General features: G+C 67.4%; 23 protein-coding genes and 1 pseudogene. 10 read left to right on the forward strand and 14 right to left on the reverse strand.

Annotated elements, in window-relative coordinates:
• Window positions 1-5: 5 nt before the first annotated feature.
• Window positions 6-794 (reverse strand): (2Z,6E)-farnesyl diphosphate synthase, encoded by a 789-nt coding sequence (locus MELE44368_RS24335; RefSeq protein WP_128110834.1) that lies wholly within the window; start codon window positions 792-794, stop codon window positions 6-8.
• Window positions 795-851: 57 nt separating this feature from the next.
• Between MELE44368_RS24335 and trhA the strand changes: the two genes are divergently transcribed.
• A complete protein-coding gene (trhA, locus tag MELE44368_RS24340; protein WP_128110835.1) occupies window positions 852-1,613 on the forward strand; it encodes a PAQR family membrane homeostasis protein TrhA in 762 nt (253 codons plus the stop codon).
• A gap of 64 nt (window positions 1,614-1,677) precedes the next feature.
• On the opposite strand, the gene MELE44368_RS24345 is transcribed toward trhA, so the two are convergent.
• From MELE44368_RS24345 to mca, 4 genes are read right to left on the reverse strand one after another with little or no spacing between them, the layout of a single operon-like run.
• Window positions 1,678-2,049 (reverse strand): nuclear transport factor 2 family protein, encoded by a 372-nt coding sequence (locus MELE44368_RS24345; RefSeq protein WP_128110836.1) that lies wholly within the window; start codon window positions 2,047-2,049, stop codon window positions 1,678-1,680.
• Window positions 2,050-2,059: 10 nt separating this feature from the next.
• A complete protein-coding gene (locus MELE44368_RS24350; RefSeq protein WP_128110837.1) occupies window positions 2,060-4,063 on the reverse strand; it encodes a thioredoxin domain-containing protein in 2,004 nt (667 codons plus the stop codon).
• Window positions 4,064-4,099: 36 nt separating this feature from the next.
• A complete protein-coding gene (locus MELE44368_RS24355; protein WP_128110838.1) occupies window positions 4,100-4,369 on the reverse strand; it encodes a hypothetical protein in 270 nt (89 codons plus the stop codon).
• Entirely contained in the window at window positions 4,366-5,235 is an 870-nt protein-coding gene (gene mca / locus MELE44368_RS24360) for a mycothiol conjugate amidase Mca (RefSeq protein ID WP_128110839.1), read from the reverse strand. The genes MELE44368_RS24355 and mca overlap by 4 nt, the downstream gene beginning before the upstream one ends.
• Window positions 5,236-5,365: 130 nt before the next feature.
• Between mca and MELE44368_RS24365 the strand changes: the two genes are divergently transcribed.
• The 3 genes from MELE44368_RS24365 to MELE44368_RS24375 all read left to right on the forward strand — a co-directional run bounded on the left by MELE44368_RS24365 (window position 5,366) and on the right by MELE44368_RS24375 (window position 7,209).
• Entirely contained in the window at window positions 5,366-5,788 is a 423-nt protein-coding gene (locus tag MELE44368_RS24365; RefSeq protein WP_128110840.1) for a DUF4307 domain-containing protein, read from the forward strand.
• A gap of 235 nt (window positions 5,789-6,023) precedes the next feature.
• On the forward strand, window positions 6,024-6,518 hold the full coding sequence (greA, locus tag MELE44368_RS24370; protein WP_128110841.1) for a transcription elongation factor GreA: 495 nt from the start codon (window positions 6,024-6,026) through the stop codon (window positions 6,516-6,518).
• A gap of 37 nt (window positions 6,519-6,555) precedes the next feature.
• Window positions 6,556-7,209 carry a GOLPH3/VPS74 family protein gene (locus MELE44368_RS24375; RefSeq protein WP_128110842.1) on the forward strand — a complete coding sequence of 218 codons (654 nt, stop codon included), beginning with the start codon at window positions 6,556-6,558 and terminating at the stop codon, window positions 7,207-7,209.
• 76 nt (window positions 7,210-7,285) lie between these two features.
• Here the strand turns inward: MELE44368_RS24375 and MELE44368_RS24380 are convergent, their stop codons facing one another.
• Window positions 7,286-8,440, reverse strand: a complete 1,155-nt coding sequence (locus MELE44368_RS24380; protein ID WP_128110843.1) for a cystathionine gamma-synthase — start codon at window positions 8,438-8,440, stop codon at window positions 7,286-7,288.
• 57 nt (window positions 8,441-8,497) lie between these two features.
• Between MELE44368_RS24380 and MELE44368_RS24385 the strand changes: the two genes are divergently transcribed.
• Window positions 8,498-9,670, forward strand: coding sequence for an acyl-CoA dehydrogenase family protein (locus MELE44368_RS24385; protein WP_128110844.1), 1,173 nt, complete (start codon window positions 8,498-8,500; stop codon window positions 9,668-9,670).
• A 6-nt stretch (window positions 9,671-9,676) separates the two neighbouring features.
• Here the strand turns inward: MELE44368_RS24385 and MELE44368_RS24390 are convergent, their stop codons facing one another.
• From MELE44368_RS24390 to MELE44368_RS24405, 4 genes are all read right to left on the reverse strand, one after another.
• Complete coding sequence (locus MELE44368_RS24390) at window positions 9,677-10,690, reverse strand: DUF2189 domain-containing protein (RefSeq protein ID WP_128110845.1); 1,014 nt, start codon at window positions 10,688-10,690, stop codon at window positions 9,677-9,679.
• Between the two features lie 30 nt (window positions 10,691-10,720).
• Entirely contained in the window at window positions 10,721-11,350 is a 630-nt protein-coding gene (locus tag MELE44368_RS24395; RefSeq protein ID WP_128110846.1) for an Rv1078 family RDD domain-containing protein, read from the reverse strand.
• 146 nt (window positions 11,351-11,496) lie between these two features.
• Window positions 11,497-12,891, reverse strand: coding sequence for a cystathionine beta-synthase (locus tag MELE44368_RS24400; RefSeq protein ID WP_128110847.1), 1,395 nt, complete (start codon window positions 12,889-12,891; stop codon window positions 11,497-11,499).
• A 29-nt stretch (window positions 12,892-12,920) separates the two neighbouring features.
• Entirely contained in the window at window positions 12,921-13,982 is a 1,062-nt protein-coding gene (locus tag MELE44368_RS24405) for an alpha/beta hydrolase (RefSeq protein ID WP_128110848.1), read from the reverse strand.
• A gap of 196 nt (window positions 13,983-14,178) precedes the next feature.
• On the opposite strand from MELE44368_RS24405, the gene MELE44368_RS24410 reads away from it, so the two are divergent.
• Both MELE44368_RS24410 and MELE44368_RS24415 read left to right on the forward strand, forming a co-directional pair.
• Window positions 14,179-15,171: an SGNH/GDSL hydrolase family protein gene (locus tag MELE44368_RS24410; protein WP_128110849.1), complete on the forward strand. Its 993-nt coding sequence runs from the start codon at window positions 14,179-14,181 to the stop codon at window positions 15,169-15,171.
• Between the two features lie 44 nt (window positions 15,172-15,215).
• A complete protein-coding gene (locus MELE44368_RS24415; RefSeq protein WP_128110850.1) occupies window positions 15,216-16,433 on the forward strand; it encodes an acetyl-CoA C-acetyltransferase in 1,218 nt (405 codons plus the stop codon).
• Between the two features lie 42 nt (window positions 16,434-16,475).
• On the opposite strand, the pseudogene MELE44368_RS24420 reads toward MELE44368_RS24415, so the two are convergent.
• Window positions 16,476-17,335: pseudogene (locus MELE44368_RS24420) on the reverse strand (hypothetical protein).
• A gap of 143 nt (window positions 17,336-17,478) precedes the next feature.
• Window positions 17,479-18,324 (reverse strand): Bax inhibitor-1/YccA family protein, encoded by an 846-nt coding sequence (locus MELE44368_RS24425; RefSeq protein WP_128110851.1) that lies wholly within the window; start codon window positions 18,322-18,324, stop codon window positions 17,479-17,481.
• A gap of 152 nt (window positions 18,325-18,476) precedes the next feature.
• Between MELE44368_RS24425 and MELE44368_RS24430 the strand changes: the two genes are divergently transcribed.
• From MELE44368_RS24430 to MELE44368_RS24440, 3 genes are read left to right on the forward strand one after another with little or no spacing between them, the layout of a single operon-like run.
• Window positions 18,477-19,511, forward strand: coding sequence for an enoyl-CoA hydratase/isomerase family protein (locus MELE44368_RS24430; RefSeq protein WP_128110852.1), 1,035 nt, complete (start codon window positions 18,477-18,479; stop codon window positions 19,509-19,511).
• Window positions 19,511-20,284 (forward strand): enoyl-CoA hydratase, encoded by a 774-nt coding sequence (locus MELE44368_RS24435; RefSeq protein ID WP_128110853.1) that lies wholly within the window; start codon window positions 19,511-19,513, stop codon window positions 20,282-20,284. The genes MELE44368_RS24430 and MELE44368_RS24435 overlap by 1 nt, the downstream gene beginning before the upstream one ends.
• 9 nt (window positions 20,285-20,293) lie before the next feature.
• Complete coding sequence (locus MELE44368_RS24440; protein WP_128110854.1) at window positions 20,294-22,000, forward strand: alpha/beta hydrolase; 1,707 nt, start codon at window positions 20,294-20,296, stop codon at window positions 21,998-22,000.
• On the opposite strand, the gene MELE44368_RS24445 is transcribed toward MELE44368_RS24440, so the two are convergent.
• Both MELE44368_RS24445 and MELE44368_RS24450 read right to left on the reverse strand, forming a co-directional pair.
• The gene (locus MELE44368_RS24445; RefSeq protein ID WP_128110855.1) at window positions 21,997-22,380 is read right to left on the reverse strand and encodes a rhodanese-like domain-containing protein; all 384 of its coding nucleotides are present in this window, start codon (window positions 22,378-22,380) and stop codon (window positions 21,997-21,999) included. The two genes, MELE44368_RS24440 and MELE44368_RS24445, sit on opposite strands and share 4 nt — an antisense overlap.
• Window positions 22,377-22,913, reverse strand: a complete 537-nt coding sequence (locus tag MELE44368_RS24450; RefSeq protein ID WP_128110856.1) for a cysteine dioxygenase — start codon at window positions 22,911-22,913, stop codon at window positions 22,377-22,379. Before MELE44368_RS24450 ends, MELE44368_RS24445 begins: the two co-directional genes overlap by 4 nt.
• Window positions 22,914-23,211 lie beyond the last annotated feature (298 nt).

Raw genomic sequence — 23,211 nt, forward strand, 5'->3', positions numbered from 1 at the left:
TTCCATCACATGCCGTAGCGGCGGTGGCGCGCGGTGTAATCACGCAGCGCCCGCAGGAAGTCCACCCGCCGGAACGCCGGCCAGTACGCCTCGGTGAACCACATCTCCGAGTAGGCGCTCTGCCACAACAGGAACCCCGACAGCCGCTGCTCCCCCGACGTGCGGATGACCAGGTCCGGGTCGGGTTGCCCCGAGGTGTAGAGGTTTTCCGAGATCGCGTCGATGGTGACGGCGTCGACGAGCTGCTCACCGGTGGCCCCGTTGACCAGTGCCTTGCTGAGCAGTTGTCGCACCGCGTCGACGATCTCCTGACGGCCGCCGTAACCGACGGCCAGGTTGACGTGGAACGGCCCCCCGGCCTGCGTGGACTCCACGGCGTCGCGCAGCCGCCGGGCCGGCTCTTCGCCGATCAGCTCGAGGTCCCCCACGGTGCGCACCGTCCACCGGTTGTCGGCCGCGCAGATCTCCTCGACGACGTCGGTGATGATCTCGATCAGCGAGGACAGCTCTTCGGGGTCGCGCTGCAGATTCTCCGTCGACAGCAGGTACACGGTGGCCATCTCGATGCCGGTTTCCTGGCACCAGCGCAGCATCTCGGCGATCTTGCGGGCGCCCATCCGGTAGCCGTAGCTGACGTCATCGTGACCAGCATCACGCGCCCACCTGCGGTTGCCGTCGCACAGCACCGCGATATGCCGGGGCAGTTGGGATTTGGACCGCGCCAGCTCCTGGCGCAACCGCATCTCATAGATCCGGTATGCCGGTTCTTTGAGCCGCGGAGGAATGATGTCCACGAATATCCAGACTACTGTGATGCCCGGAAACGCCCACGCCGATAGCGGAGGTGACGTATGACGGCCCCCCTGCATCGCTCCGGTGACGACGTCGTCGCGCGCGGCCACGACCTGCTACGGAACCCGCAAGGACCGCCGGAAGATTTTCCCGAGGCGGTCGTCGAGGGTGTCGCCACTTTCATCGGCAAGCCGCGGGCGCGGGGCTGGATTCATGTCTACGCCGCCGTGGTGGCCGCCATCTGCGGTGCGACGCTGGTGTCGGTGTCGTGGTCGCTACAGTCCACCAGGGCCGGCGTGGCGACGCTGATCTACACGTTGACGATCGTGGCGATGTTCGCGGTGAGCGGCGCCTACCACCGGGTGACCTGGAAGTCGCAGACCGCGCGGAAGTGGATGAAGCGCCTCGATCACTCGATGATCTTCGTCTTCATCGCGGGCAGCTACACGCCGTTCGCGCTGCTGGCGCTGCCGTCGACCGACGGCATGGTGCTGTTCTGGATCGTGTGGGGCGGCGCGATCGCCGGGGTGCTGCTCAAGATGTTCTGGCCGTCGGCGCCCCGGTGGGTCGGGGTGCCGTTGTATCTGCTGCTGGGCTGGGTGGCGGCGTGGTTCGTCGGCCCGATCACCCACGGCGCAGGCGTCGCGGCGCTGGTGCTGCTGATCGTCGGCGGCGCGCTGTACAGCGTCGGCGGCGTGCTCTACGCGATGAAGCGGCCGAACCCGTGGCCCGCGACGTTCGGCCACCACGAGTTCTTCCACGCCTGCACGGCCGTGGCCGCGATCTGCCACTACATCGCGATGTGGTTCGCGGTCTTCTGACGCGATTTCGACGCGAATTCGGCGCGGTTCGTCACGCTGAGCGCGACGAAACGCACCCAACTCGCTAGAGCTGGGTGACGTTCTCCGGGGTCCAGTAGGCCTTCATCGAGGCGATCTGGCCGTCCTCGTTGAACGTCATGACGCTGATGATCTCGATGCGCATCCGGCTCTCGCCGAGGTCGATGGTCATCGACCAGAAGAACGCCGCCTCGTTGCCGAGGGTGCGCAGGGTGACGACGTCGCATTCGGCTTTCATGTTGGCGACGGCGTCATAGAAGCCGCGGATCGCCGCGCGGCCGATGTGCACCTCACCGCCCACCGGGTCCTCGACGGTCGCGTCGTCGGCGTACAGCTCGGCGATGTCGTCGGGCTTGCCCTGGGCAACCAGCTCCAGATAGCGATGAACGGTCTTGGCGTTGTCTTCCGGGGTGGCCATGCGCCGAACGCTACACGGAGGGGCTCAGCGCGGCGGCGAGTTCCCCTGCGGTGGTGACGGGTAGATCGCAGACCCGGCCGCGGCAGATGTAGGCGGCGTCGGCGCCGTCGACGCGGTCGCGGCCGGCCAGCAGCACCGAGGAGTCCACCGGGCCGCCGACCACCACGGCGCCGCCGGGCGCCAGCCTCCGCGCCGCCGCGAGCAGCGCGGAGCGCCGGGGCTCGCAGGCCACCGCGATCTGCAGCGGTCCGCGCACGGCGGCTTCCGCCACGGCCAGCCAATGGCCGCCCGAGCGGGGTAAGCGCGCGAGGATCGGTGTGCACGACGCGAGCGTCGCCTCCGCTGCCGCCGCGTAGGTGTCGGCACGGTCGGCGGCGACGAGATGCGTTGCCAGCAGCAGAGCTTCGGCGATCAGCGACGCTCCCGACGGTGTCGCTCCGTCGAGCGGATCGGCGGGCCGCACCATCAACGCCTCGGCGTCGTCGGCGCTGTCGAACCATCGGCCCGCGCGGTCGGGGTCGGCGAAGTGCTCGAGCGCGAGGTCGATCAACGTGGTCGCGGTGTCCAGCCAGGACGGCTCACCGGTCAGCTGGTGAAGCGTCAGCAGCCCGGTGGCCAACGCGGCGTGGTCCTCGAGCGCCGCCGCGGGTTCGCCGACCCGCCCGCCGAGGCTGGCCCGACGCAGCCGGCCGTCAACGAGATGCAGGTCGACGACCGCGCGTGCGCATTGTGTTGCGGCGTCGAGCAATTCGGGTTGGTCGAGCGCGACGGCGGCCTCGGCCAGCGCCGTGATCGCCAACCCGTTCCACGCCGTGACGACCTTGTCGTCGCGGGCGGGCTGCGGTCGGGTGAGCCGGGCGGCCAGCAGCACGGTGCGCACACGGGTGAAACGGTCGATATCGTCGGGGTCGCGCGGCAGCTGCAGCACCGAGCTGCCCGCCTCGAAGGTCCCCTCCGTCGTGACCTCGAAAGTCTCTGCCGCCCAACGCGCGTCGTCGGCATCGAGCACCTCGCGCAGCTGCGCGGGCGTCCACACGTAGGTCAGGCCTTCGACACCGTCGGCGTCGGCGTCCAACGACGAGGCGAACATCCCGCCGGCGCCCAGCTCGTCGATGATGAACCGTGCGGTCTCGTGGGCCACCTTGCGCGCCAACGGGTTCGATGTGCGACGTGCCCAGTGCGCATACACCCGCAGCAGCTGGGCGTTGTCGTAGAGCATCTTCTCGAAGTGCGGCACCACCCAGGACGCGTCCACGCTGTAGCGCGCGAACCCGCCGGCCAGCTGGTCGTAGATACCGCCGCGGGCCATCGCCGTGCAGGTGCGCTGCACCGCCTCCATGGGCAGGATGTCGCCGGTGCGTTCGTGGTTGCGCAACAGCGCCTCCAACAGCGCTGACGGCGGAAACTTCGGCGCCGCAGCCTGATTGGAGACGAACCCGCCGCGTTCGACGTCCTCGTCGCGCAGCGCGGCCGCGACGGCGTGATCGCACAGCGCGGGTTGCACCGGCGGTCCGTCGCCCGGCAACCCCGACGCCATCGACCGAAGCTCGTCGGTGATCCGGTCCGAGGCCTGCTCGACCTCGCCGCGCCGGGTGCGCCAGGTGTCGGAGACCGCGTGCAGCAGCTGCAGGAAACTCGGTTTCGGGTAGTAGGTCCCGCAGAAGAACGGCCTGCCGTCCGGGGTGAGGAAACAGGTCATCGGCCAGCCGCCCTGCCCGGTCAGCGCGACGGTGGCGTTCATGTAGACGGCGTCCAGGTCGGGCCGCTCCTCACGGTCCACCTTGACGCAGACGAAGCCGTCGTTCATCACGGCCGCGACCTGCTCGTCCTCGAACGACTCGTGCGCCATCACGTGACACCAGTGGCAGGCGGCATAGCCGACCGACAGCAGGATCGGCACGTCCCGCGCCTCGGCCTCGGCGAGGGCCTCGGGCGACCACTGCCGCCAGTGCACCGGGTTGTCGGCGTGCTGGCGCAGGTAGGGGCTGATGGCCGCAGCGAGTTGGTTCGTCACCCCTTCGACCGTAGCCCCGCCGCGGTCAGCGGTGGCTCAGCGCTCCTGCGGGTCGGTGCCCGAAGGTCCGGGGTCGCCGTCGTCGCCGTCGGCCTGCTGCAGTTCGTCGTCGGCCTCGAACGACTTGGGCACCTTGCGCAGATGCCGGTTCATCGACCAGACCAGCAGGAACGTCCCGATCAGCAGCAGCACGATGACCAGCAGCCCGAACGGGCTGGCCTTGCCGAACTCCGGCCCGGGATTGGGCTGCTGCTGGGCCAGGACGGCGGCCATCAGGTTGATGCCGTGCGCGACGACGTCGTTCATCGATCCTCGATTCCGGTGAACAGATCGGTCTCGGGTAACGAGACCGGCACCCGCGAGCGGGCCAGCTCGTACTCCTCGGTGGGCCACAGCCGTTGCTGCCATTCGATCGGCGCGCGGAAGAAGTCGCCGTTCGGGTCGATCTGCGTGGCGTGGGCGCGCAGCGCGTCGTCACGCTGGGCGAAGTACTTGGCGCACTCCACCCGGGTGGTCACCCGCTTGGCGAAGACGTCGTGGTCCGGATCCCAGTGCTTGAGCCACTTCGCGAACGGGCCCTCCTGCCCGTACTTGGCGAACTCGTCCTGCAGCAACTGCATGCGTTGACGCAGAAAGCCGTGGGTGTAGTAGAGCTTCCTGACCTCCCACGGGTCGCCGGCGTCCGGGTAGAGCCGGTGATCGGCGGCGGCCTCGTAGGCGGCCACCGACACCTGGTGGCAGCGGATGTGGTCCGGATGCGGGTAGCCGCCGTTCTCGTCGTAGGTGGTCATCACGTGCGGACGGAACTCACGCACGACGCGCACCAACGCCTCGGTCGGATGCTCCAGCGGCACCACGCCGAGACAGCCGTCGGGCAGCGGCGGCGGCGGATCGCCCTCCGGCAACCCGGAGTCGACGAAACCGAGCCAGTGGTGCTCGACGCCGAGAATCTCCGCCGCCTTGGCCATCTCGTCGCGGCGGATCTCGGCCATCCGGCCGTGCACCTCGGGCAGGTCCATGGCCGGGTTGAGGATGTCGCCGCGCTCGCCGCCGGTGAGGGTCACCACCAGGACCCGCACACCCTCGTCGGCGTAGCGGGCCATCGTCGCGGCGCCCTTGCTGGACTCGTCATCCGGGTGGGCGTGCACGGCCATCAACCGCAGTTCGCTCAACCTGTTCTGCCTTCTACCTCACGCCTGTTCGGCCGACCTGAGTCGGCCCCTGTCGGGACATATCAACCATCCGACACGCCCTATAGTTCCAGTTCGACAGATCCCTTCGACCGACGGGCGTGCAAAACCGATGATCGAACGTCCGGCCGCCCGCTACGGGCGCCAGCGGCTGTCGCGGCGCCAACGTCGATGGATCGCCGCGGCGCTGACGCTGGCGACGGTGGTAGCTGGGGTTGTGCTCGCGGTGATCGCTTTTCAGCGGTTCGCCAGCGAAGACGTCAAGGGTGAGATGGGCGGCTTCGAGCTGATCGACGACTCGAGCGTCGCGGTCACGATCAACGTCACCCGCAAGGATCCGTCACAGCCCGTGGTGTGCATCGTGCGGGCCCGCTCGATCGACGGAAGCGAGACCGGCCGCCGGGAGGTGCTGGTAGCGCCGTCGCCTCACCCCACCGTGCAGGTGACGATGATCGTCAAGGCCAGCCAGCCACCCGTCGTCGGCGACGTCTACGGCTGCGGCACCGAGATACCGTCGTACCTGGTGGGTTCCTAGCCCGGGCAGACGTCCGCAAACCGAACAGCGAACGACCAAAGCACGACGGCCTGGTGTGTTCGCGGTGCTATCATGGTCGGATACACGGTTCCAGCTGGGACCGTGTATTGCTGCTTTTAGCGCGCGCATCAATGACGGCGACTGCGGCAATACATAAGCGACCACTCCCGGCGCCGTGACACGAACCAACTACGTAGAACAACCGCGAGAGCAACAACGACAGGAGCGCGAGGACATGACCGACACCCAGGTCACCTGGCTGACCCAAGAGGCATACGACCGGTTGAAAGACGAACTGGATCAGCTGATCGCCAATCGGCCCGTCATCGCCGCCGAGATCAACGATCGCCGCGAAGAAGGCGACCTCCGCGAGAACGGCGGCTACCACGCCGCCCGCGAGGAGCAGGGCCAGCAGGAGGCGCGCATCCGCCAACTGCAGGAACTGCTGAACAACGCCAAGGTTGGCGAGGTACCCACGCAGTCCGGTGTCGCCCTGCCCGGATCGGTGGTCAAGGTCTACTACGACGACGACGAGAACGACACCGAGACGTTCTTGATCGCCACCCGCCAGGAAGGCATCAGCGCCGGCGATCTCGAGGTGTATTCGCCGAAGTCGCCGCTGGGTGAGGCGCTCATCGACGCGAAGGTCGGCGAGAGCCGCACCTACACGGTGCCGAACGGAAACACCGTCAAGGTCACCCTGGTCAGCGCCGAGCCGTACCAGTCCTGACGCGCGCCCGACGGTGCGCCGCGGTTAGAGTCCGCACATGGCGCAGATCGCCGAGGACCTGTTTCTGCTGCTGCTCGACAACGCCTCCGCCCAGCCCAACCTCGAACGGCCGCGCCGCGAGCGGGTGCTGGCGGCGGCGGTGCTGCTGGATCTGGCCTATGGGTGCCGGATCCGCCCGGCGATGGCAGGGGAACCGGTCGAGCCCGGCCGGCTGATCGCCCTGGCGGCGCCGCCTGCTGTGCCGGATCCCGTTGCCGAGCCGGCATTCGAGCTGCTGCGACGACGGCCGCTTCGGCCCGCGACGGCGGTGAAGCGCCTGTCCAGACACATCGAGGACGGGCTCAGCGGACATCTCGAGCAGACCGGCCACATCCGCCGGGTCCGCTTAGGACGCAGACAGTTTGCCTGGCCGTTGACCAACCGCGAGCGGGTGGGCCACGCGCGGTCGGCGCTGCTGGCCGCGTTGTTCGACCGCAAGCCGCCGACACCGGCGACCGCGGCGATCGTCTCGCTGTTGCACGCCGTCGACGGCCTCGGCGCGCTGCTGAGCCTCAACGACCGCGGCTGGCGCTGGGTGCATGCCCGGGCCGGTGAAATCGCCAGCGGCAGTTGGGTTGACGAGTACCCCACGGCGCTGCCGGAGGTGAACCTGGCGGTTACCACCTCGGCGGTGCGCCAAGCGCTGGGCTAGTTTTTCTTTCCGGCGAGCAGACGCGAAAACCCCCAAATTCCCCTACTTTCAGGGGTGTACGCGTCTGCTCGCGGGGTCAACTCAAGGCCTGCTCCAGGTCGGCGAGAAGGTCGGCGACGTCCTCGATGCCGACCGACAGCCGCACCAGGTCGTCGGGCACCTCCAGTTGGGAGCCCGCGGTGGAGGCGTGCGTCATGGCGCCGGGATGCTCGATCAGCGACTCGACGCCGCCCAGCGATTCGGCGAGAATGAAAACCTCTGTGCGCGAGCACAAATCGCGAGCAGCCTGCACGCCGCCGCGCAGCCGTATCGAGATCATGCCGCCGAATCCGCTCATCTGCTTGGCGGCGATGTCGTGGCCGGGATGGCCGGGCAGGCCCGGGTAGAGCACGGTGTCGACGGCCGGGTGCCCGTCGAGGAACTCGGCGATCACCGCGGCGTTCTCGCTGTGCCGCTGCATGCGCACGACGAGCGTCTTCAGCCCGCGCAGCGTGAGGTAGGCGTCGAACGGTCCCGGCACCGCGCCCGCGCCGTTCTGCAGGAAACCGAACGCCGTGTCGAGTTCCTCGTCGTTGGTCAGCAGCGCGCCACCGACGACATCGGAGTGCCCGCCGATGTACTTGGTGGTCGAGTGCAGCACGATGTCGGCGCCCAACGGCAACGGCTGCTGCAGCGCCGGCGAGGCGAACGTGTTGTCCACCAGCACTTTGACATTCGATGTGGCGGCCAGTTCCGCGATGGCGGCGATGTCGGCGATGGACAGCAACGGGTTGGTCGGTGTCTCGACCAGGATCATCTTGGTCTTGTCGGTGATCGCCGCCGTCACCGCGTCGAGGTCGGCCAGCGAGACCGCGGTGTAGCCGATCCCCCAGTGCGTGAAGACCTTGTCGATCAGCCGGAAGGTTCCGCCGTAGGCGTCGTCGGGGATGACGACGTGGTCACCCGGCCGCAGCACCGCGCGCAGCGCGCAGTCGGTGGCGGCCATCCCGGAGCTGAACGCCCGGCCGTAGGCGGCCTCCTCGACGGCGGCCAGCGACGCCTCCAGCGCCGAGCGGGTCGGGTTGCCGGTCCGCGCGTACTCGAAACCGCCGCGCAGCCCGCCGACGCCGTCCTGGGCGAACGTCGAACTGGCGTAGATCGGGGCGTTGACGGCCCCGGTCGCCGGGTCGGGGCGAAAGCCCGCGTGGATGGCCTTCGTGGCCAGTCCCTGGAACTTGTGCTGCTCGGTCATCACCGCTCACCCTAGCCATCGCGCCGGCCACCGGCCGGAGCGGTGTAGACAAGAACGATGAGCGCCACCACCCCGATCGACGACCTCCTCGACCTCGACTCGCTGCTGACATCCGAGGACATCGAGGTGCGCCAGACCGTGCGTAAATTCGGCGAGCAGCACCTGCGCCCGAATATCGCCGAGTGGTTCGAGACCGGTGAGGTCCCCGTTCGTGCGCTGGCCGCCGAGCTGGGCAAGCTCGGCCTGCTGGGCATGCACCTGACCGGCTACGGCTGCGGCGGCTCGACGGCCACGGCCTACGGGTTGGTGTGTCAGGAGCTCGAAGCCGTCGACAGCGGGTTGCGCAGCCTGGTGTCGGTGCAGGGATCGTTGGCGATGTTCGCGATCCACCGATGGGGCAGCGAGGACCAGCGCGCCCAGTGGTTGCCCGCGATGGCCCGCGGCGAGGCCATCGGATGTTTCGGGCTGACCGAGCCCGACTTCGGGTCCAACCCCGCGGGCATGCGCACCACCGCGAAACAGGACGGATCGGACTGGATCCTCAACGGCTCGAAGATGTGGATCACCAACGGCTCGGTGGCCGACGTGGCGATCGTCTGGGCCCGCGCCGAGGAGGGGATCGTGGGCTTCGTCGTGCCGGCGGGCACACCGGGCTTCTCGGCCACCGACATGACCCGCAAGATGTCGCTGAGGGCGTCGGTGACCTCCGAACTGCATCTGGACGACGTGCGGCTGCCGGCCGACGCGAAACTGCCCGAGGCCCGCGGGCTGTCGGGGCCGCTGAGCTGTTTGTCGGAGGCCCGGTTCGGCATCGTGTTCGGCAGCGTCGGCGCGGCTCGCGACTGCCTGCAGGCCACGCTGGACTACGTGGGCAGCCGCGAGGTGTTCGACAAACGACTGTCGGCCTATCAGCTGACGCAGGCCAAGGTCGCCGACATGGCCGTCGAACTGTCCAAGGCGCAGCTGCTGGCTCTGCACCTGGGCCGGCTCAAAGACGAGGGCCGGATCCGTCCCGAGCAGGTCAGTTTGGGCAAGCTCAACAACGTCCGCGAAGCGCTGCAGATCGCCCGGCAGTGCCGAACCTTGCTGGGCGCCAACGGAATCACGCTGGAATATCCGGTGATCCGGCACGCCAACAACCTCGAGTCGGTGCTGACCTACGAGGGCACGTCCGAGGTGCACCAGTTGGTCATCGGAGAGGCGCTGACCGGTGTCAGCGCCTTCCGATGACCACCGTTACCGAGCCGGGCCGGGCGGCAACGGCTGCGGGTTGAGCTCTGCGACCTGACCGCCGCTGAGCTTCCGGTAGGCGTAGACCTCGATGAGGATCACCAGCGGGATCGCGACGAGAAGCCCGACCCCGCACAGCAGTGCGCCGACGGCCGCGATCACCAACATCACCAGCCAGGTCAGCAGGGCCTGACCGAAGTTCTCCTTGACGATGTTGAAGCTGGTCTTGATCGCATCGATCGGCGCGAGGTTGCGATCGAGCAGGCCAACGATCGTGAACATCGTGAAGATGGACACGATCAGGCCCGGGATGACGCACAGGAACATCCCGATCGAGGTCAGGATCCCGACGATCAGACCCGCGATGACGACGTTGCCGATATTCCGCGGCGAGAAGAACGACCCGATCGAAACCTGTTGGCCGTTGGCGATGTCGAGCACACCGCTGATGTAGGCGGACTGGATCGCCGCGCCGACGATCAACAGCACGATCCAGCCGATGATCGACACGATGACCGCGCCGGGACTGTTCAGGCTGTAGGAGAACGCGAAGCTGCCTTCGTCCGCGGTGTAACTGGTGGTGTCACCCTCGTTGAGCGCTCCCCCGAGCACGTTGAAGATCACCTGCAACACAGCGATGACCAGGCCCCACACCAGCGTCGCGATCAGGAACGGGACGGCGTTGTTGCTGAACTTGTTCCATGCCCACGAGAACGCCTCCCCGACGCTATAGCGCTGCGCGCCACCGAAACCCGGCCCACCGGGAGGCGGGTAACCGCCGCCGGGTGGCGGATAGCCGGCATGCGGCGGCGGGGGATAACCGGGCGCACCACCTGGCGGCGGTGGCGGGTAACCGCTCCCGCCCGGGGGTGGTGGCGGCGGGTAACCGCTCCCGCCCGGGGGTGGTGGCGGCGGGTAACCGCCTCCGCCCGGCGGTGGTGGCGGGGGGTAGCCGCCTCCACCGGGTGGCGGCGGTGGCGGGTAGTTGCCCGGGGGTGGAGGTGGCGGTTGGTCGCTCATTGCTGCCTTCCAGTTGTGTTCGTTCGACGGTTACAGCGGTAAACAGATGGTACTGACGATCTTGTCGACCAAGGTCTGCCTCTTCGAGTCCCACAGCGGGAACAGGACTGCGATGAGCCAGAGCAGGCCACATGCGAAATACGCGATCAGGTAGATGAACTCGCGCAGCACCGACAGCCCAAAACCCATTGGCTGCCCGGTCTTTTCGGCGACCACCTTGAACTTCAAGATGGACTTGCCGATGCTCGACCCGGTACGGCCCTGGCGGTAGCCGAGATTCCAGACCAGATATGCCAGCGCGACCAGCGACGCGATCACCACCGACGCCTGCCCGAGCGTGGACGCGCCGGTGGCGCAGAACTCACCGAGTTCGTACTCCGAAACGTCGGTGAGGCAGGCGGTCTCGCGGGTGCCCGCCAACATCGCGAACCCGATCCCCAGGATGAGCGTGAACGGGATGTAGTCGATGATCCATGCGAGCACGCGGGTAAACCACGGCGTATAGGCCTCTTTCGGCAACATCGGAGGCATCGCCTGTGAGCCGGGCGGAAATCCGCCCGCTGCGGGCGGCGGATAGCCTCCGGCTTGCGGTGTGGACAGTGGCGGTTGGCCCCCAGATGGCGGTGGATAGTCCCCGGGCGTGGGCGGTTGATCGGTCATAGAAGACCTCCCCAGGGCTGCTCGAGGTGGCAACAAGCGTGCTTACATTACCTGAGAAGTCGCCGATGGCAGCGATTTCCGACGGGAAATGAACACGCGCCCAAATCGAAAGTTTGCTCGGCCCGAGTGATCCGGGCCGCCAACGGTTAACGCCGGGAGTTGGCGTCGGACAAAAACCCGAGGAGGTCGTGCCGGGTCACCACCCCAACGGGTTTACCCTCCTCGACCACCATGAGCGCATCGCATTCGCGCAGTGTCTTGGCGGCGCTGGTGACCAGCTCGCCGGAGCCGACCAGCGGCAGCGGCGGGCTCATGTGGTCGGCGACGGCGTCGGCCAACTTGGCGCGGCCCTCGAACACCGCCGAGAGCAGCTCGCGTTCCGAGACGCTGCCGGCCACCTCACCCGCCATGACCGGCGGTTCGGCGCCGACGACCGGCATCTGTGAGACCCCGTACTCGCGCAGGATGTTGATCGCGTCGCGCACGGTCTCCGACGGGTGGGTGTGCACCAGGTCGGGCAGCGCACCCGATTTGCCCCGCAGCACGTCGCCGACCGTCGATTCCTCGACCGACCCGTCCATCCGGCTGCGCAAGAATCCGTAGGACGACATCCACTCGTCGTTGAAAATCTTTGAGAGATAACCTCTTCCGCCGTCGGGCAGGAGGACGACGACCACCGAGTCCGGGCCGGCCCGCTCGGCCACCTTGATCGCCGCCACCACGGCCATTCCGCACGATCCACCGACCAGCAGCGCCTCCTCGCGGGCCAGGCGCCGGGTCATCTCGAACGAGTCGGCGTCGGAGACCGCGATGATCTCGTCGGGCACGGTCGGGTCGTAGGCCTTGGGCCAGAAATCCTCGCCGACACCCTCGACCAGATACGGCCGTCCGCTGCCGCCCGAGTAGACCGAGCCTTCGGGGTCGACGCCGATGATGCGGACCTTTCCGTCCGACACTTCCTTGAGATAGCGGCCCGCCCCGGTGATGGTGCCCCCGGTGCCGACGCCGGCGACGAAATGGGTCACCTTACCGTCGGTGTCGGCCCACACTTCCGGCCCGGTGGTCTCGTAATGGCTGGCCGGACCCATGGGGTTGGAGTACTGGTCGGGTTTCCACGCGCCGTCGATCTCCTCGACGAGCCGATCGGAGACGCTGTAGTAGCTGTCGGGATGATCCGGCGGCACGGCGGTCGGGCACACCACGACGTCGGCGCCGTATGCGCGCAGCACGTCCTGCTTGTCCGCGCTGACCTTGTCGGGGCACACGAAGATGCACTTGTAGCCGCGCTGCTGGGCGACGAGGGCCAGCCCGACCCCGGTGTTACCCGACGTCGGCTCGACGATGGTGCCTCCGGGTTTGAGCTCTCCGCTGGCCTCGGCGGCGTCGATCATCTTGATCGCGATGCGGTCCTTGGAGCTGCCGCCCGGGTTGAGGTACTCGACCTTGGCGGCGACCAGGCCGGCGCCCGGGGGCACCACGGAGTTCAGCTGTACCAGCGGTGTATTGCCGATGAGCTCACTGATGTGCCTGGCGATGCGCATGCGTCCATCGTGTCAGGCGCAGTTCAGCGTCACCAAGTGGCCTCGCGAATGTAGTCGCCGATCTGCCGCAATGACCGTTTCGCTTCGGAAACCAGCGGCGAGGCGAGCTGGAAGACATGCATCTGACCAGGCCAGATGCGGATCTCGACCGGCACACCGGCGGCCGCCAGCCGACGCGCGGCCTTGCGGGCGTCGCTGACCAACACCTCCGACCCCGAAACGTGGATCAGCGTGCGCGGCAGGCCGGGCTCGATGTGGTCCAGCGGCTCGTAGATCTCTTCGGCCTCGCCGTCCTTGCGGTGACGTCGCGCCGCCTCGTCGACGAGGTCGACCAGTGCGTAGAACGCCCGCGGCGGAAACATCGCGTCGCTGCGGATGTTCGGATGATTGGCCCGGGTCTCGTTGTCGATCTCGAACAGCGGTGACATCGTCACCATCGCCGCAGGCACCTCGCCGCGCGGGCCTTCCTCCTGCAGCCGTTCGGCGAGCGTCAGCGCGAGGTATCCGCCCGCGGAATCACCGGCCAGCACGATCTGGTCGGGCTCGTAACCCTTTTCGCGCAGCCACTTGTAGGCGTCGTAGCAGTCGTCGACGGCCATCCCCACCGAGTGCTTGGGGATCATCCGGTAGTTGACGACGAGCACGGGACAGTCAGCAAACCCGGACAGCGCGCTGACCAATCGCCCGTGCGAGTTGGCGCCGCAGGTCAGGAACGCCCCGCCATGCATGTAGAGGATGACGGCGCGCTTGCCGTCGGCGGGCAGCACGCCCTGCGCGCGCACCAGTTGCGCGGTGCAGTTCGGCAAAGAGATCGTGGCCCGAATCGTGCCCGGGGGTGGTCGCATCACCCGCGAGACGAAGTCCACCAGCCCCCACGGCCACGGCAGCCGCGGAGCGCAGCTTCCGATAGCTAGAGTCGGACGAATAGTTAGCAGAGCCGCCATCGCGGTGACCCGGCCTGCCAGGCTGGGACCGTCTTCGACGACCTCGACAGGCGCCCAGTCACTAACCGGAAATTTGCGGGGTTTTCGCCCCTTAACAGGCGGTATGCCAGCGCTGTGTGCCCTGGCTACCTTGCTGGGTGCCGTCATCGCCACACCTTCCCTACGTCAATGTAGTTCCGGGTGCCGCCTCTTTCCTGAGCGTGGCCCGTACCTTAGCTTGACACTCTATAAGCCGTTCAACAATCAGCGAGTCATATTCGATACCGGAGTTGATACCGCAATGTGACACCCGATCGCCTGTCGCCACGCGGATAACCCAGAAAATCCTGCTTAAACTCGACGTGTGGGTAATCACGCACCCCACCGAACGAAGACAGTCGCCCTGGCGGCCGCGGCAGCGCTGGTCTCGACGGGTTCGGCCTACCTCGGAGCCCGCAACCTGCTGAGCGAACAGGCCGCCCAAACCCGCGAAGTCATTCCCAAGGCTTGGGACATCCCTCCGCGCGCCGACGGCGTGTACAGCGCCGGCGGCGGTCCGGTCGAACGTTGGCAGCGCGACGTGCCCTTTGACCTGCATTTGATGATCTTCGGCGACTCGACGGCGACCGGCTACGGCTGCACCGACGCCGACGAGGTGCCCGGCGTGCTTCTCGCCCGCGAACTCGCCGAGGTCTCGGGTAAGCGAATTCGATTGAGCACCAAGGCGATTGTCGGCGCGACCTCGAAAGGCCTGTCCGGCCAGATCGACGCCATGTTCGTGGCGGGTCCCCCGCCGGACGCCGCGGTGATCATGATCGGCGCCAACGACGTCACCGCACTGAACGGAATCGGTCCGTCGACCCGGCGGCTGGCACGGGCGGTCAAACGGCTACGGGACAGCGGAGCCGTCGTCGTCGTGGGCACCTGCCCGGATTTCGGCGTGATCACCGCCATTCCACAGCCGCTGCGCATGGTGGCACGAAGCCGCGGCCTGCGCCTGGCGCGGGCTCAGGCCGCCGCGGTGCGCTCCGCGGGTGGAGTGTCGGTGCCGTTCTCCGATCTGTTGGCACCGGATTTCCGGCAGACGCCCGAAGTGCTGTTCTCGTCCGACATGTTCCACCCGTCGGCGGCCGGTTATGCGCTGGCCGCCAAGCAGTTGTTCCCGGCGTTGTGTAATGCGTTGAGCGAGTGGCTCGGTGGCGCAGTGCCCGAGTTGCCGTGGCAGTCGCGGGCGGCCGACAGTTCGACGCTCGTCGCTCGGGTGGGCAACTTGAGCAGGCTGTGGCGGCGCTCGACCGGCGTCCCCGCGCCGGTGCTGGGTGGGGTCCCCGCGCCCTTCGGAGCGAGCGCGGGCTAGGTTCTCTGTAGCTGTTTTCGGACCTGTCGTCGGATGGAGTTGCCATGCCTGAAGCCGTGATTGTCTCGACCGCGCGGTCGCCGATCGGCCGTGCCGCCAAGGGGTCGCTGGTCGATATGCGGCCCGACGACTTGGCTACGCAGATGGTGCGCGCCGCGCTCGACAAGGTGCCCGCGCTCGATCCGCGCGACCTCGACGACCTGCTCATGGGATGCGGGCAGCCGGCGGGTGAGGCAGGGTTCAACATCGGCCGCGCCGTCGCCGTCCAACTGGGTTACGACTTCCTGCCAGGCACCACGGTCAACCGGTACTGTTCGTCGTCGCTGCAGACCACCCGGATGGCGTTTCACGCGATCAAGGCCGGCGAGGGCCATGCGTTCATTTCCGCTGGCGTGGAGACGGTTTCGCGGTTTCCGAAGGGTACGGCCGACGGGTGGCCGGACAGCAAGAACCCGCTGTTCGCGGATGCGATGAGCCGCTCCGAGCAGGCGGCCGCGGGTGCCGACGAATGGCATGATCCGCGCGAGGAGGGTCTGCTGCCCGACGTGTACATCGCGATGGGCCAGACCGCCGAGAACGTCGCGCTGTTCACCGGCATCAGCCGCGAGGACCAGGACCATTGGGGCGTGCGCAGCCAGAACCGCGCCGAAGAGGCCATCAACAGCGGCTTTTTCCAGCGCGAGATCGAGCCGGTGACGCTGCCGGACGGTACCAAGGTCAGTACGGACGACGGCCCGCGGCCCGGCACCACCTACGAGAAGATCAGCCAGCTCAAGCCGGTCTTCCGACCGAACGGCACCGTGACCGCCGGCAACGCATGCCCGTTGAACGACGGTGCCGCCGCGCTGGTCATCATGTCCGATACCAAGGCTCGCGATCTGGGCCTGACGCCGCTGGCGCGCATCGTGTCCACCGGTGTCAGCGGGCTCTCGCCGGAGATCATGGGACTCGGCCCGATCGAGGCGTCGAAGAAGGCGCTGGCCAACGCGGGCATGTCGATCAAGGACATCGACCTCTACGAGATCAACGAGGCGTTCGCCGTGCAGGTGCTGGGTTCTGCGCGCGAACTCGGAATGGACGAGGACAAGCTCAACGTGTCCGGCGGCGCGATCGCGCTGGGCCATCCGTTCGGCATGACCGGCGCGCGGATCACCGCCACGCTGTTGAACAACCTGACCACCTACGACAAGACGTTCGGTCTGGAGACCATGTGCGTGGGCGGCGGTCAGGGCATGGCGATGGTGATCGAGCGGCTGTCCTGACTCTGGTTCTGGTGTGCGCTCAGATCGCAAATCCAGCGCATTTCAGGCGGTTCCGCGATCTGACTGCACACTAGACGAGCACGCTCGGCGCACACGGTTCACGATATCGCCGGGGCGGTCTCCGGCGACGACGCGAATGTGGGTCCAGCCGCGGTACCTGATGAACTCGGAGCGCACAATTCTTTCCTGAAGCTCCGGTGGTGGTCACCGTCGTACTCGACGGCGACCATCGTTTCCTCCCACCCCATATCGAGGAAGTAGCACGGGTCACCGAAGTCGTCGTGCACCGCAATCTGGGTTCGCGGTCTCGGAAAGCCCGCCCGGATGAGCAGCAGCCGCAGCCACGTCTCTCTTGGCGATTCCGATCCTGAGTCCGAAAGGTCCAGCGCCCAACGCAATTGCGGTAAGCCAGGTGATCCGGTGTGTCGCCGCGCAAGGCGTTCGACCGCAGATCGGTCGAAACGGGTCACGTTGCCGAGAGCGTCGAGCCGAGACACCGCCTCGTCACTTCTCCGGGTGCGGCCGAGGTCGAACGCAGTCCGCGCTGGTGTCGTCACCGGTATCCCACCCAGTAACTGGAATTCGTCGGGCAGCAGGCGGTCCCTGCGGGTGACGATCCCGTCGGGTGGTCGCGCGTTGGCCCATATCAGTTCCACGGGAATGTCGTCGGCAATCCACCGCGCACCGAGTAGCGCGGATGCTGTCAAACCCGCGACCACGCCTCGGCGTCGCGTCCATAACCAGGCTCCGGCCGTCCGCTGCGCCAAACTCGCCGAACTGCCGATCGGCAGGTAGACATCCGGAAAGAGGGCCCGATGGCGCGTGCGCAACCGGTGCTTGTTAGCGACCACGCCATCGCGAAGGGCCTCACTACCGATGAACGGCCAGCGATGCGTCGTCATGGTCTGAGAATCGCCGCTCAATGCCGCTTGGCGGTTCGAGACTGCGCACAGATCGCGATCTGTGGATGAATCGCGATCTGTGTACAGTTTCGGCGCAGAAAGAAAGCCCGGCACCGAGGTGCCGGGCTTTACTCGTCGAGCGACTACTCGCTGTTGAAGTAGCTGAGCAGACGCAGAATTTCGATGTACAGCCAGACCAGCGTGACGGTCAGGCCCAGCGCGATACCCCACGCGGCCTTCTCCGGCGCGCCTGCCCGCACCATCTGGTCGGCGGCATCGAAGTCGATCAGGAACGAGAACGCCGCCAGGCCGATGCACAGCAGCGAGAAGCCGATCGCGAGCATGCCGCCGTCGCGCAGGCCCAGGCCGGCGCCGCCGCCGACGCCGAAGATCGCGAGCACGAGGTTGAGCAGCATCAGCGCCAGCACCCCGAACAGGCCGGCGACGATCATGCGGGTGAACTTCGGCGTCACCCGGATCGCGCCGGTCTTGTAGACGACCAGCATGCCGAAGAACACGCCGATGGTGCCCACGATGGCCTGCGAGATCATTCCCACACCGCCGACCGAGATGACGTTGGCGATGATGAACGAGATCGCGCCGAGGAACAGGCCCTCCAGCGCGGCGTAGGTCAGCACGATCGCGGGGTTGTCCTGCTTGCGCCCGAAGGTCGCGATCAGCACCAGGACCAACCCGCCAAGACCGCCCACCAGGGCGAACGGCGCTGCCAGGGCCAAGTTCTGGGCCACCAGGAAGTACGAAACGACACCGACCGCGGTCAGCAGGGCCAGCGTGATGCCGGTCCGGGTGACGACGTCATCGATGGTCAGCGGCCGCGAGACGCCGGTCTGCTGCGGCTGGTACTGGGTCGTATAGGGGTCCGCTTGTACCGCCTGCGCACCGTAGCCGGCGGCTCCGGTACCGAACTGCGCATATCCGCCCTGTGTCCTGGGCAGCGAACGAAATACCGGGTTGCTGGTTTCCCGCACCGTCGGTTCCTCTCCTGTGAAGTGGTTCGACAGAGTTGGCGAACACACACGTAACGATCGCGGCCAGACGTCGGTTCCCGAACTGCCGGGCCATCACAGAAAACCTTACCCGGGGCTGCCCCAGGTCGGGTGACGATCTAGATTGCATATCTGTGGCAGAAAACGAGGATGTCCTAGTAAGTGTTGACCGTGGCGTCGGCCTGATCACGCTCAACCGGCCAAAGGCCATCAACTCGCTGAACCACGCCATGGTCACCGTGATGTCGCGGGTGCTGACCGAGTGGGAACGCGACGACGCCATCCGCGCTGTCGTGGTCGACGGCGCCGGGGAGCGCGGTTTGTGCGCCGGGGGCGACATCGTGGCGATCTACCACAGCGCCCGCGGCGACGGTTCCGAAGCACGGCAGTTCTGGTACGACGAGTACCTGCTCAACGCCCACATCGGCCGCTTCGCCAAGCCGTACGTCGCGCTCATGGACGGCATCGTGATGGGCGGCGGCGTCGGGATCAGCGCCCACGGCCGCGTGCGGGTCGCCACCGACACCACGAAGATGGCGATGCCCGAAGTCGGGATCGGTTTCATCCCCGACGTCGGCGGCACCTGGATCCTTTCGCGCGCGCCCGGCCTGCTCGGTCTGCACGCGGCGCTGACCGGGGTCACGTTCAACGGCGCCGACGCCATCGCGATGGGCTTCGCCGACCACTACGTCACCCACGACAAGCTGCAGTCGTTCAAAGACGGGCTGCTGAGCGACGGCATCGACGAAGCGCTGAGCGCCCACGCATCCGAGCCGCCCGCGAGTCAGCTTGCCGCACGGCGGAGCTGGATCGACGAATGCTATGCCGGTGAGACGGCCACCGACATCGTCGCGGCGCTGCGTGCCCACGAGGCGCCCGCGGCCAACGAGGCCGCCGACCTGATCGCCAGCCGTTCACCCATCTCAGTGTCGGTGACACTGGAAGCCGTACGCCGGGCCGCCAAACTCGACACACTGGAAGACGTGCTGCGCCAGGAATACCGGACCTCGTGCGCGTCGCTGCGCAGCCACGATCTCGTCGAGGGCATCCGCGCGCAGGTCATCGACAAGGACCGCAACCCGAAATGGTCGCCGGCGTCGCTGGAGGCCGTCACCCCCGCCGACGTCGAAGCCTACTTCGCGCCGGTCGATCGCGAACTGGAGTTCTGATGAGCTACGAGACCATTCTGGTCACCCGTGAGGACCGTGTCGGCACCATCACCTTGAACCGGCCCAAGGCGCTCAACGCGCTCAACAGCCAGGTGATGAACGAAGTCACCACTGCGGCAGCGGAATTCGACAGCGATCCGGGTATCGGCGCCATCATCATCACCGGCAACGAGAAGGCGTTCGCCGCGGGTGCCGACATCAAGGAAATGGCCGCCCTGACGTTCGCCGACGTGTTCGCAAGCGACTTCTTCGCCGCCTGGGGCAAATTCGCCGCGACGCGCACACCCACCATCGCCGCGGTGGCCGGCTATGCGCTGGGCGGCGGCTGCGAGCTGGCGATGATGTGCGACGTGCTGATCGCCGCGGACTCCGCGAAGTTCGGCCAGCCCGAGATCAAGCTCGGCGTGCTGCCGGGCATGGGTGGCTCCCAGCGGCTGACCCGCGCCATCGGCAAGGCCAAGGCGATGGACCTGATCCTCACCGGCCGCAACATGGACGCCGAGGAGGCCGAACGAGCGGGGCTGGTGTCGCGCGTCGTACCCGCCGACAAGCTGCTCGAGGAGGCGGCCGCGGTGGCCAACACCGTCGCCGGAATGTCGCTGTCGGCGTCGCGGATGGCCAAGGAGGCCGTGAACCGCGCGTTCGAGACCACGCTCGCCGAGGGACTCCTCTACGAGCGCAGGCTGTTCCACTCCGCGTTCGCCACCGACGACCAGACCGAGGGCATGAACGCGTTCACCGAGAAGCGCCCCCCGAACTTCACCCACCGCTAATCTGCCTTCGTGACAGACACCCGCGACGACACGGCGGCCGCGGTCCAGGAGCAAGCGCCACCGAAAGAGGCGGCCCGCACGCCGTGGTGGGAACGCCACTACACGTTCACCGGGACCGCGCTCGGGCTGGTGTTCGTCTGGTTCTCGTTGACGCCGTCGCTGTTGCCACGGGGCCCGCTGTTTCAGGGCCTTGTCAGCGGGGCGGCCGGCGCCGCCGGATACGGCCTCGGGGTGTTCGCGGTCTGGCTGGTCCGATACATGCGCTCGAAGGACAGCAGCCCGCCCGCGCCGCGGCCGGCGTGGATCGCGTTGGTGCTCATCGGAATCGCCGGCCAGATCCTGATGATCGTCTACTTCGATCGGTGGCAGGACGAGGTCCGCGACCTTGTCGGTGTGTCACGCCTGGGGTTCTGGGACTATCCGCTGACCGCCGTGCTGTCGATCATCGTGTTGTTCGTGCTCGTCGAAATCGGCCAGCTGGTGGGCAGGTTGGTGCGCTTTCTGGTGCGCCAGCTCAATCGCTTCGCCCCGCCGCGGGTTTCGGCCGTCGTCGTGGTCCTCCTGCTGTTGGCGTTGAGTATCGCGTTGCTCAACGGCGTCGTGGTCCGCTTCGCGATGAGCACCATCAACAACACCTTCTCGGCGGTGAACGACGAGACCGACCCGGACTTCTCGGCGCCGACGTCGCCGTTGCGCTCCGGCGGGCCGCAGTCGCTGGTCAGCTGGGAGTCGCTGGGGCATCAGGGCCGGATATTCGTATCGTCGGGCCCGACCGTCGACCAGCTCACCGAGTTCAACGGCGCACCGGCGGTCGAACCGATCCGCGCGTATGCCGGGCTGCACTCCGCGGACGGCATCAAAGCCACCGCGGAGCTGGCGGCTCAAGAGTTAAGGCGCGCAGGCGGACTGGACCGCGCCGTGGTCGCCGTCGCCACCACCACGGGCACCGGCTGGATCAACGGCGCTGAAGCCTCCGCGCTGGAATACATGTACAACGGCGACACCGCGATCGTGTCCATGCAGTACTCATTTCTGCCGAGTTGGCTGTCGTTCCTGGTGGACAAGGAGAACGCGCGCCAAGCCGGGCAGGCGCTGTTCGAGGCGGTCGACGAGATGATCCGCGAGATGCCCGAGGCGGAGCGGCCGCAGTTGGTGGTGTTCGGTGAGAGCCTCGGCTCGTTCGGCGGCGAGGCGCCGTTCCTCGCGCTCAACAACCTCATCGCCCGCACCGACGGTGCGCTGTTCAGCGGGCCGACGTTCAACAACACCATCTGGACCCAGCTCACCCGCGAGCGTGATGCGGGTTCACCGATGTGGCTGCCGATCTACGACGACGGGGAGAACGTCCGCTTCGTCGCCGAGGCGGAGAACCTCGGCAGGCCCGACGCCCCATGGGGCACACCGCGCGTCGTATACCTGCAGCACGCGTCCGACCCCATCGCGTGGTGGAACCCGGATCTGCTGTTCGCCGAACCGGACTGGCTGCGCGAGCCCAAGGGTTACGACGTATCGGGCCGCATGCAGTGGATCCCGATCGTGACGTTTCTTCAGGTGTCGGCGGACATGGCGGTCGCCGTAGACGTGCCCGACGGATACGGCCACGTCTACGTCAAGGACGTGGCGAACGCCTGGGCGGCCATCCTGCAGCCGCCAAGCTGGACCCCGGAGAAGACCGAGAAGCTGCGCCCCATGTTGAGAAGCAACGAAAGCTCTTAGACCAGAACGCTTTCGGCCCTCAAAGCCTGGTATCCGCCGATGACGTCGGTGGCGCGGCGCAAGCCGAGGTCCTGCAGTGCCGCGGCGGCCAAACTCGAGGTGTACCCCTCCGAGCACAGCACCACCCACTCCACGTCGTCGTCGATGGCCTGCGGCAGCCGCGCATCGCTGGTCGGATCGCATCGCCACTCCAGCACGTTGCGTTCGATCACCAGCGCGGCGGCGACGTCGCCCTCCCGGTCCCGTTGGGCCTGCGGACGGATGTCCACGAGCACCGCGCCCCGCTCCAGCGCGGCGGGCACCTCGTGCGCGTTCAGCCGGCGCAGGCGAGTCCGGGCGTCGGCGAGCACCCGGTCGATTCGGCTCACGGCCATGGTCATCCCTCCGGAGCGTCGGTGAGCTCGGTGCGCCTGCGGCGTAGCGTGTTCCGATGTGTCACGTCGTAGTACGACATCGCGGTCAGCGGCGGTGAGTACGCGTGCACGCTCAGCGTGGGCACCGAGTCGTTGCGATCGGGTGCCCACACCACGTCGTGCACCCAGCCGAGCGGAAACGCCGCCTGATCGCCCGCCGACAACCGGCGGTGCCGTAATGCGGCACCGTCCCACCGAGTTTCGCGAAGCGCACCCGAGACCACGGTGAGCGCGCCCAGTGAGCCGCCGTGGTCGTGCAGTTCGGTCGACCGGTCCGGCACCCAGCTGATCAACCAGATGTCGAGTTCGTCGTCGACGTGCAGCCGCGTGAACCACCTCTCGTCCCGCGGGGGTCCGCTGGCCGCCAGCAGCCGGTCGTGGCGGCCGCTGAGCACCTCGTCGGCGGCGTGGTCGGTGGCCAGTAACAGATCGGGCAGCCGCAGCCGGGTGGGCGCGGACACGGCGGGCGCTGTGGACGCCAGCACTGCAGAGGTGGACATGAAGACTCCAGAGATGACGAGGGATGGGGGCGGCGGCTCTCAGGCGGCGCAACACCACTTCGATCCGGTCGTCATGTCCGCCAGTGTGGCAGCGAAGGAAGCGTGCCGCGACGCCCGAGCACGAGGCGCAGGTGGGTGAACGCCGAATGACCTGCTCAGGAGGCTCCACGCAGGGGATCGGCCAAAACTCACGCTGAGCAGAACCCGCCGGCCGTCCTCGGCAGGGCTCCGCAATGGTTTGCGCGACACTTCGATCGACGTTGCTGACAGCCGATCATGATTCGGCGGATACGTCAAT

It is taken from the genome of Mycolicibacterium elephantis DSM 44368 (assembly GCF_004014805.1).
Classification (GTDB): Bacteria; Actinomycetota; Actinomycetes; order Mycobacteriales; family Mycobacteriaceae; genus Mycobacterium; species Mycobacterium elephantis.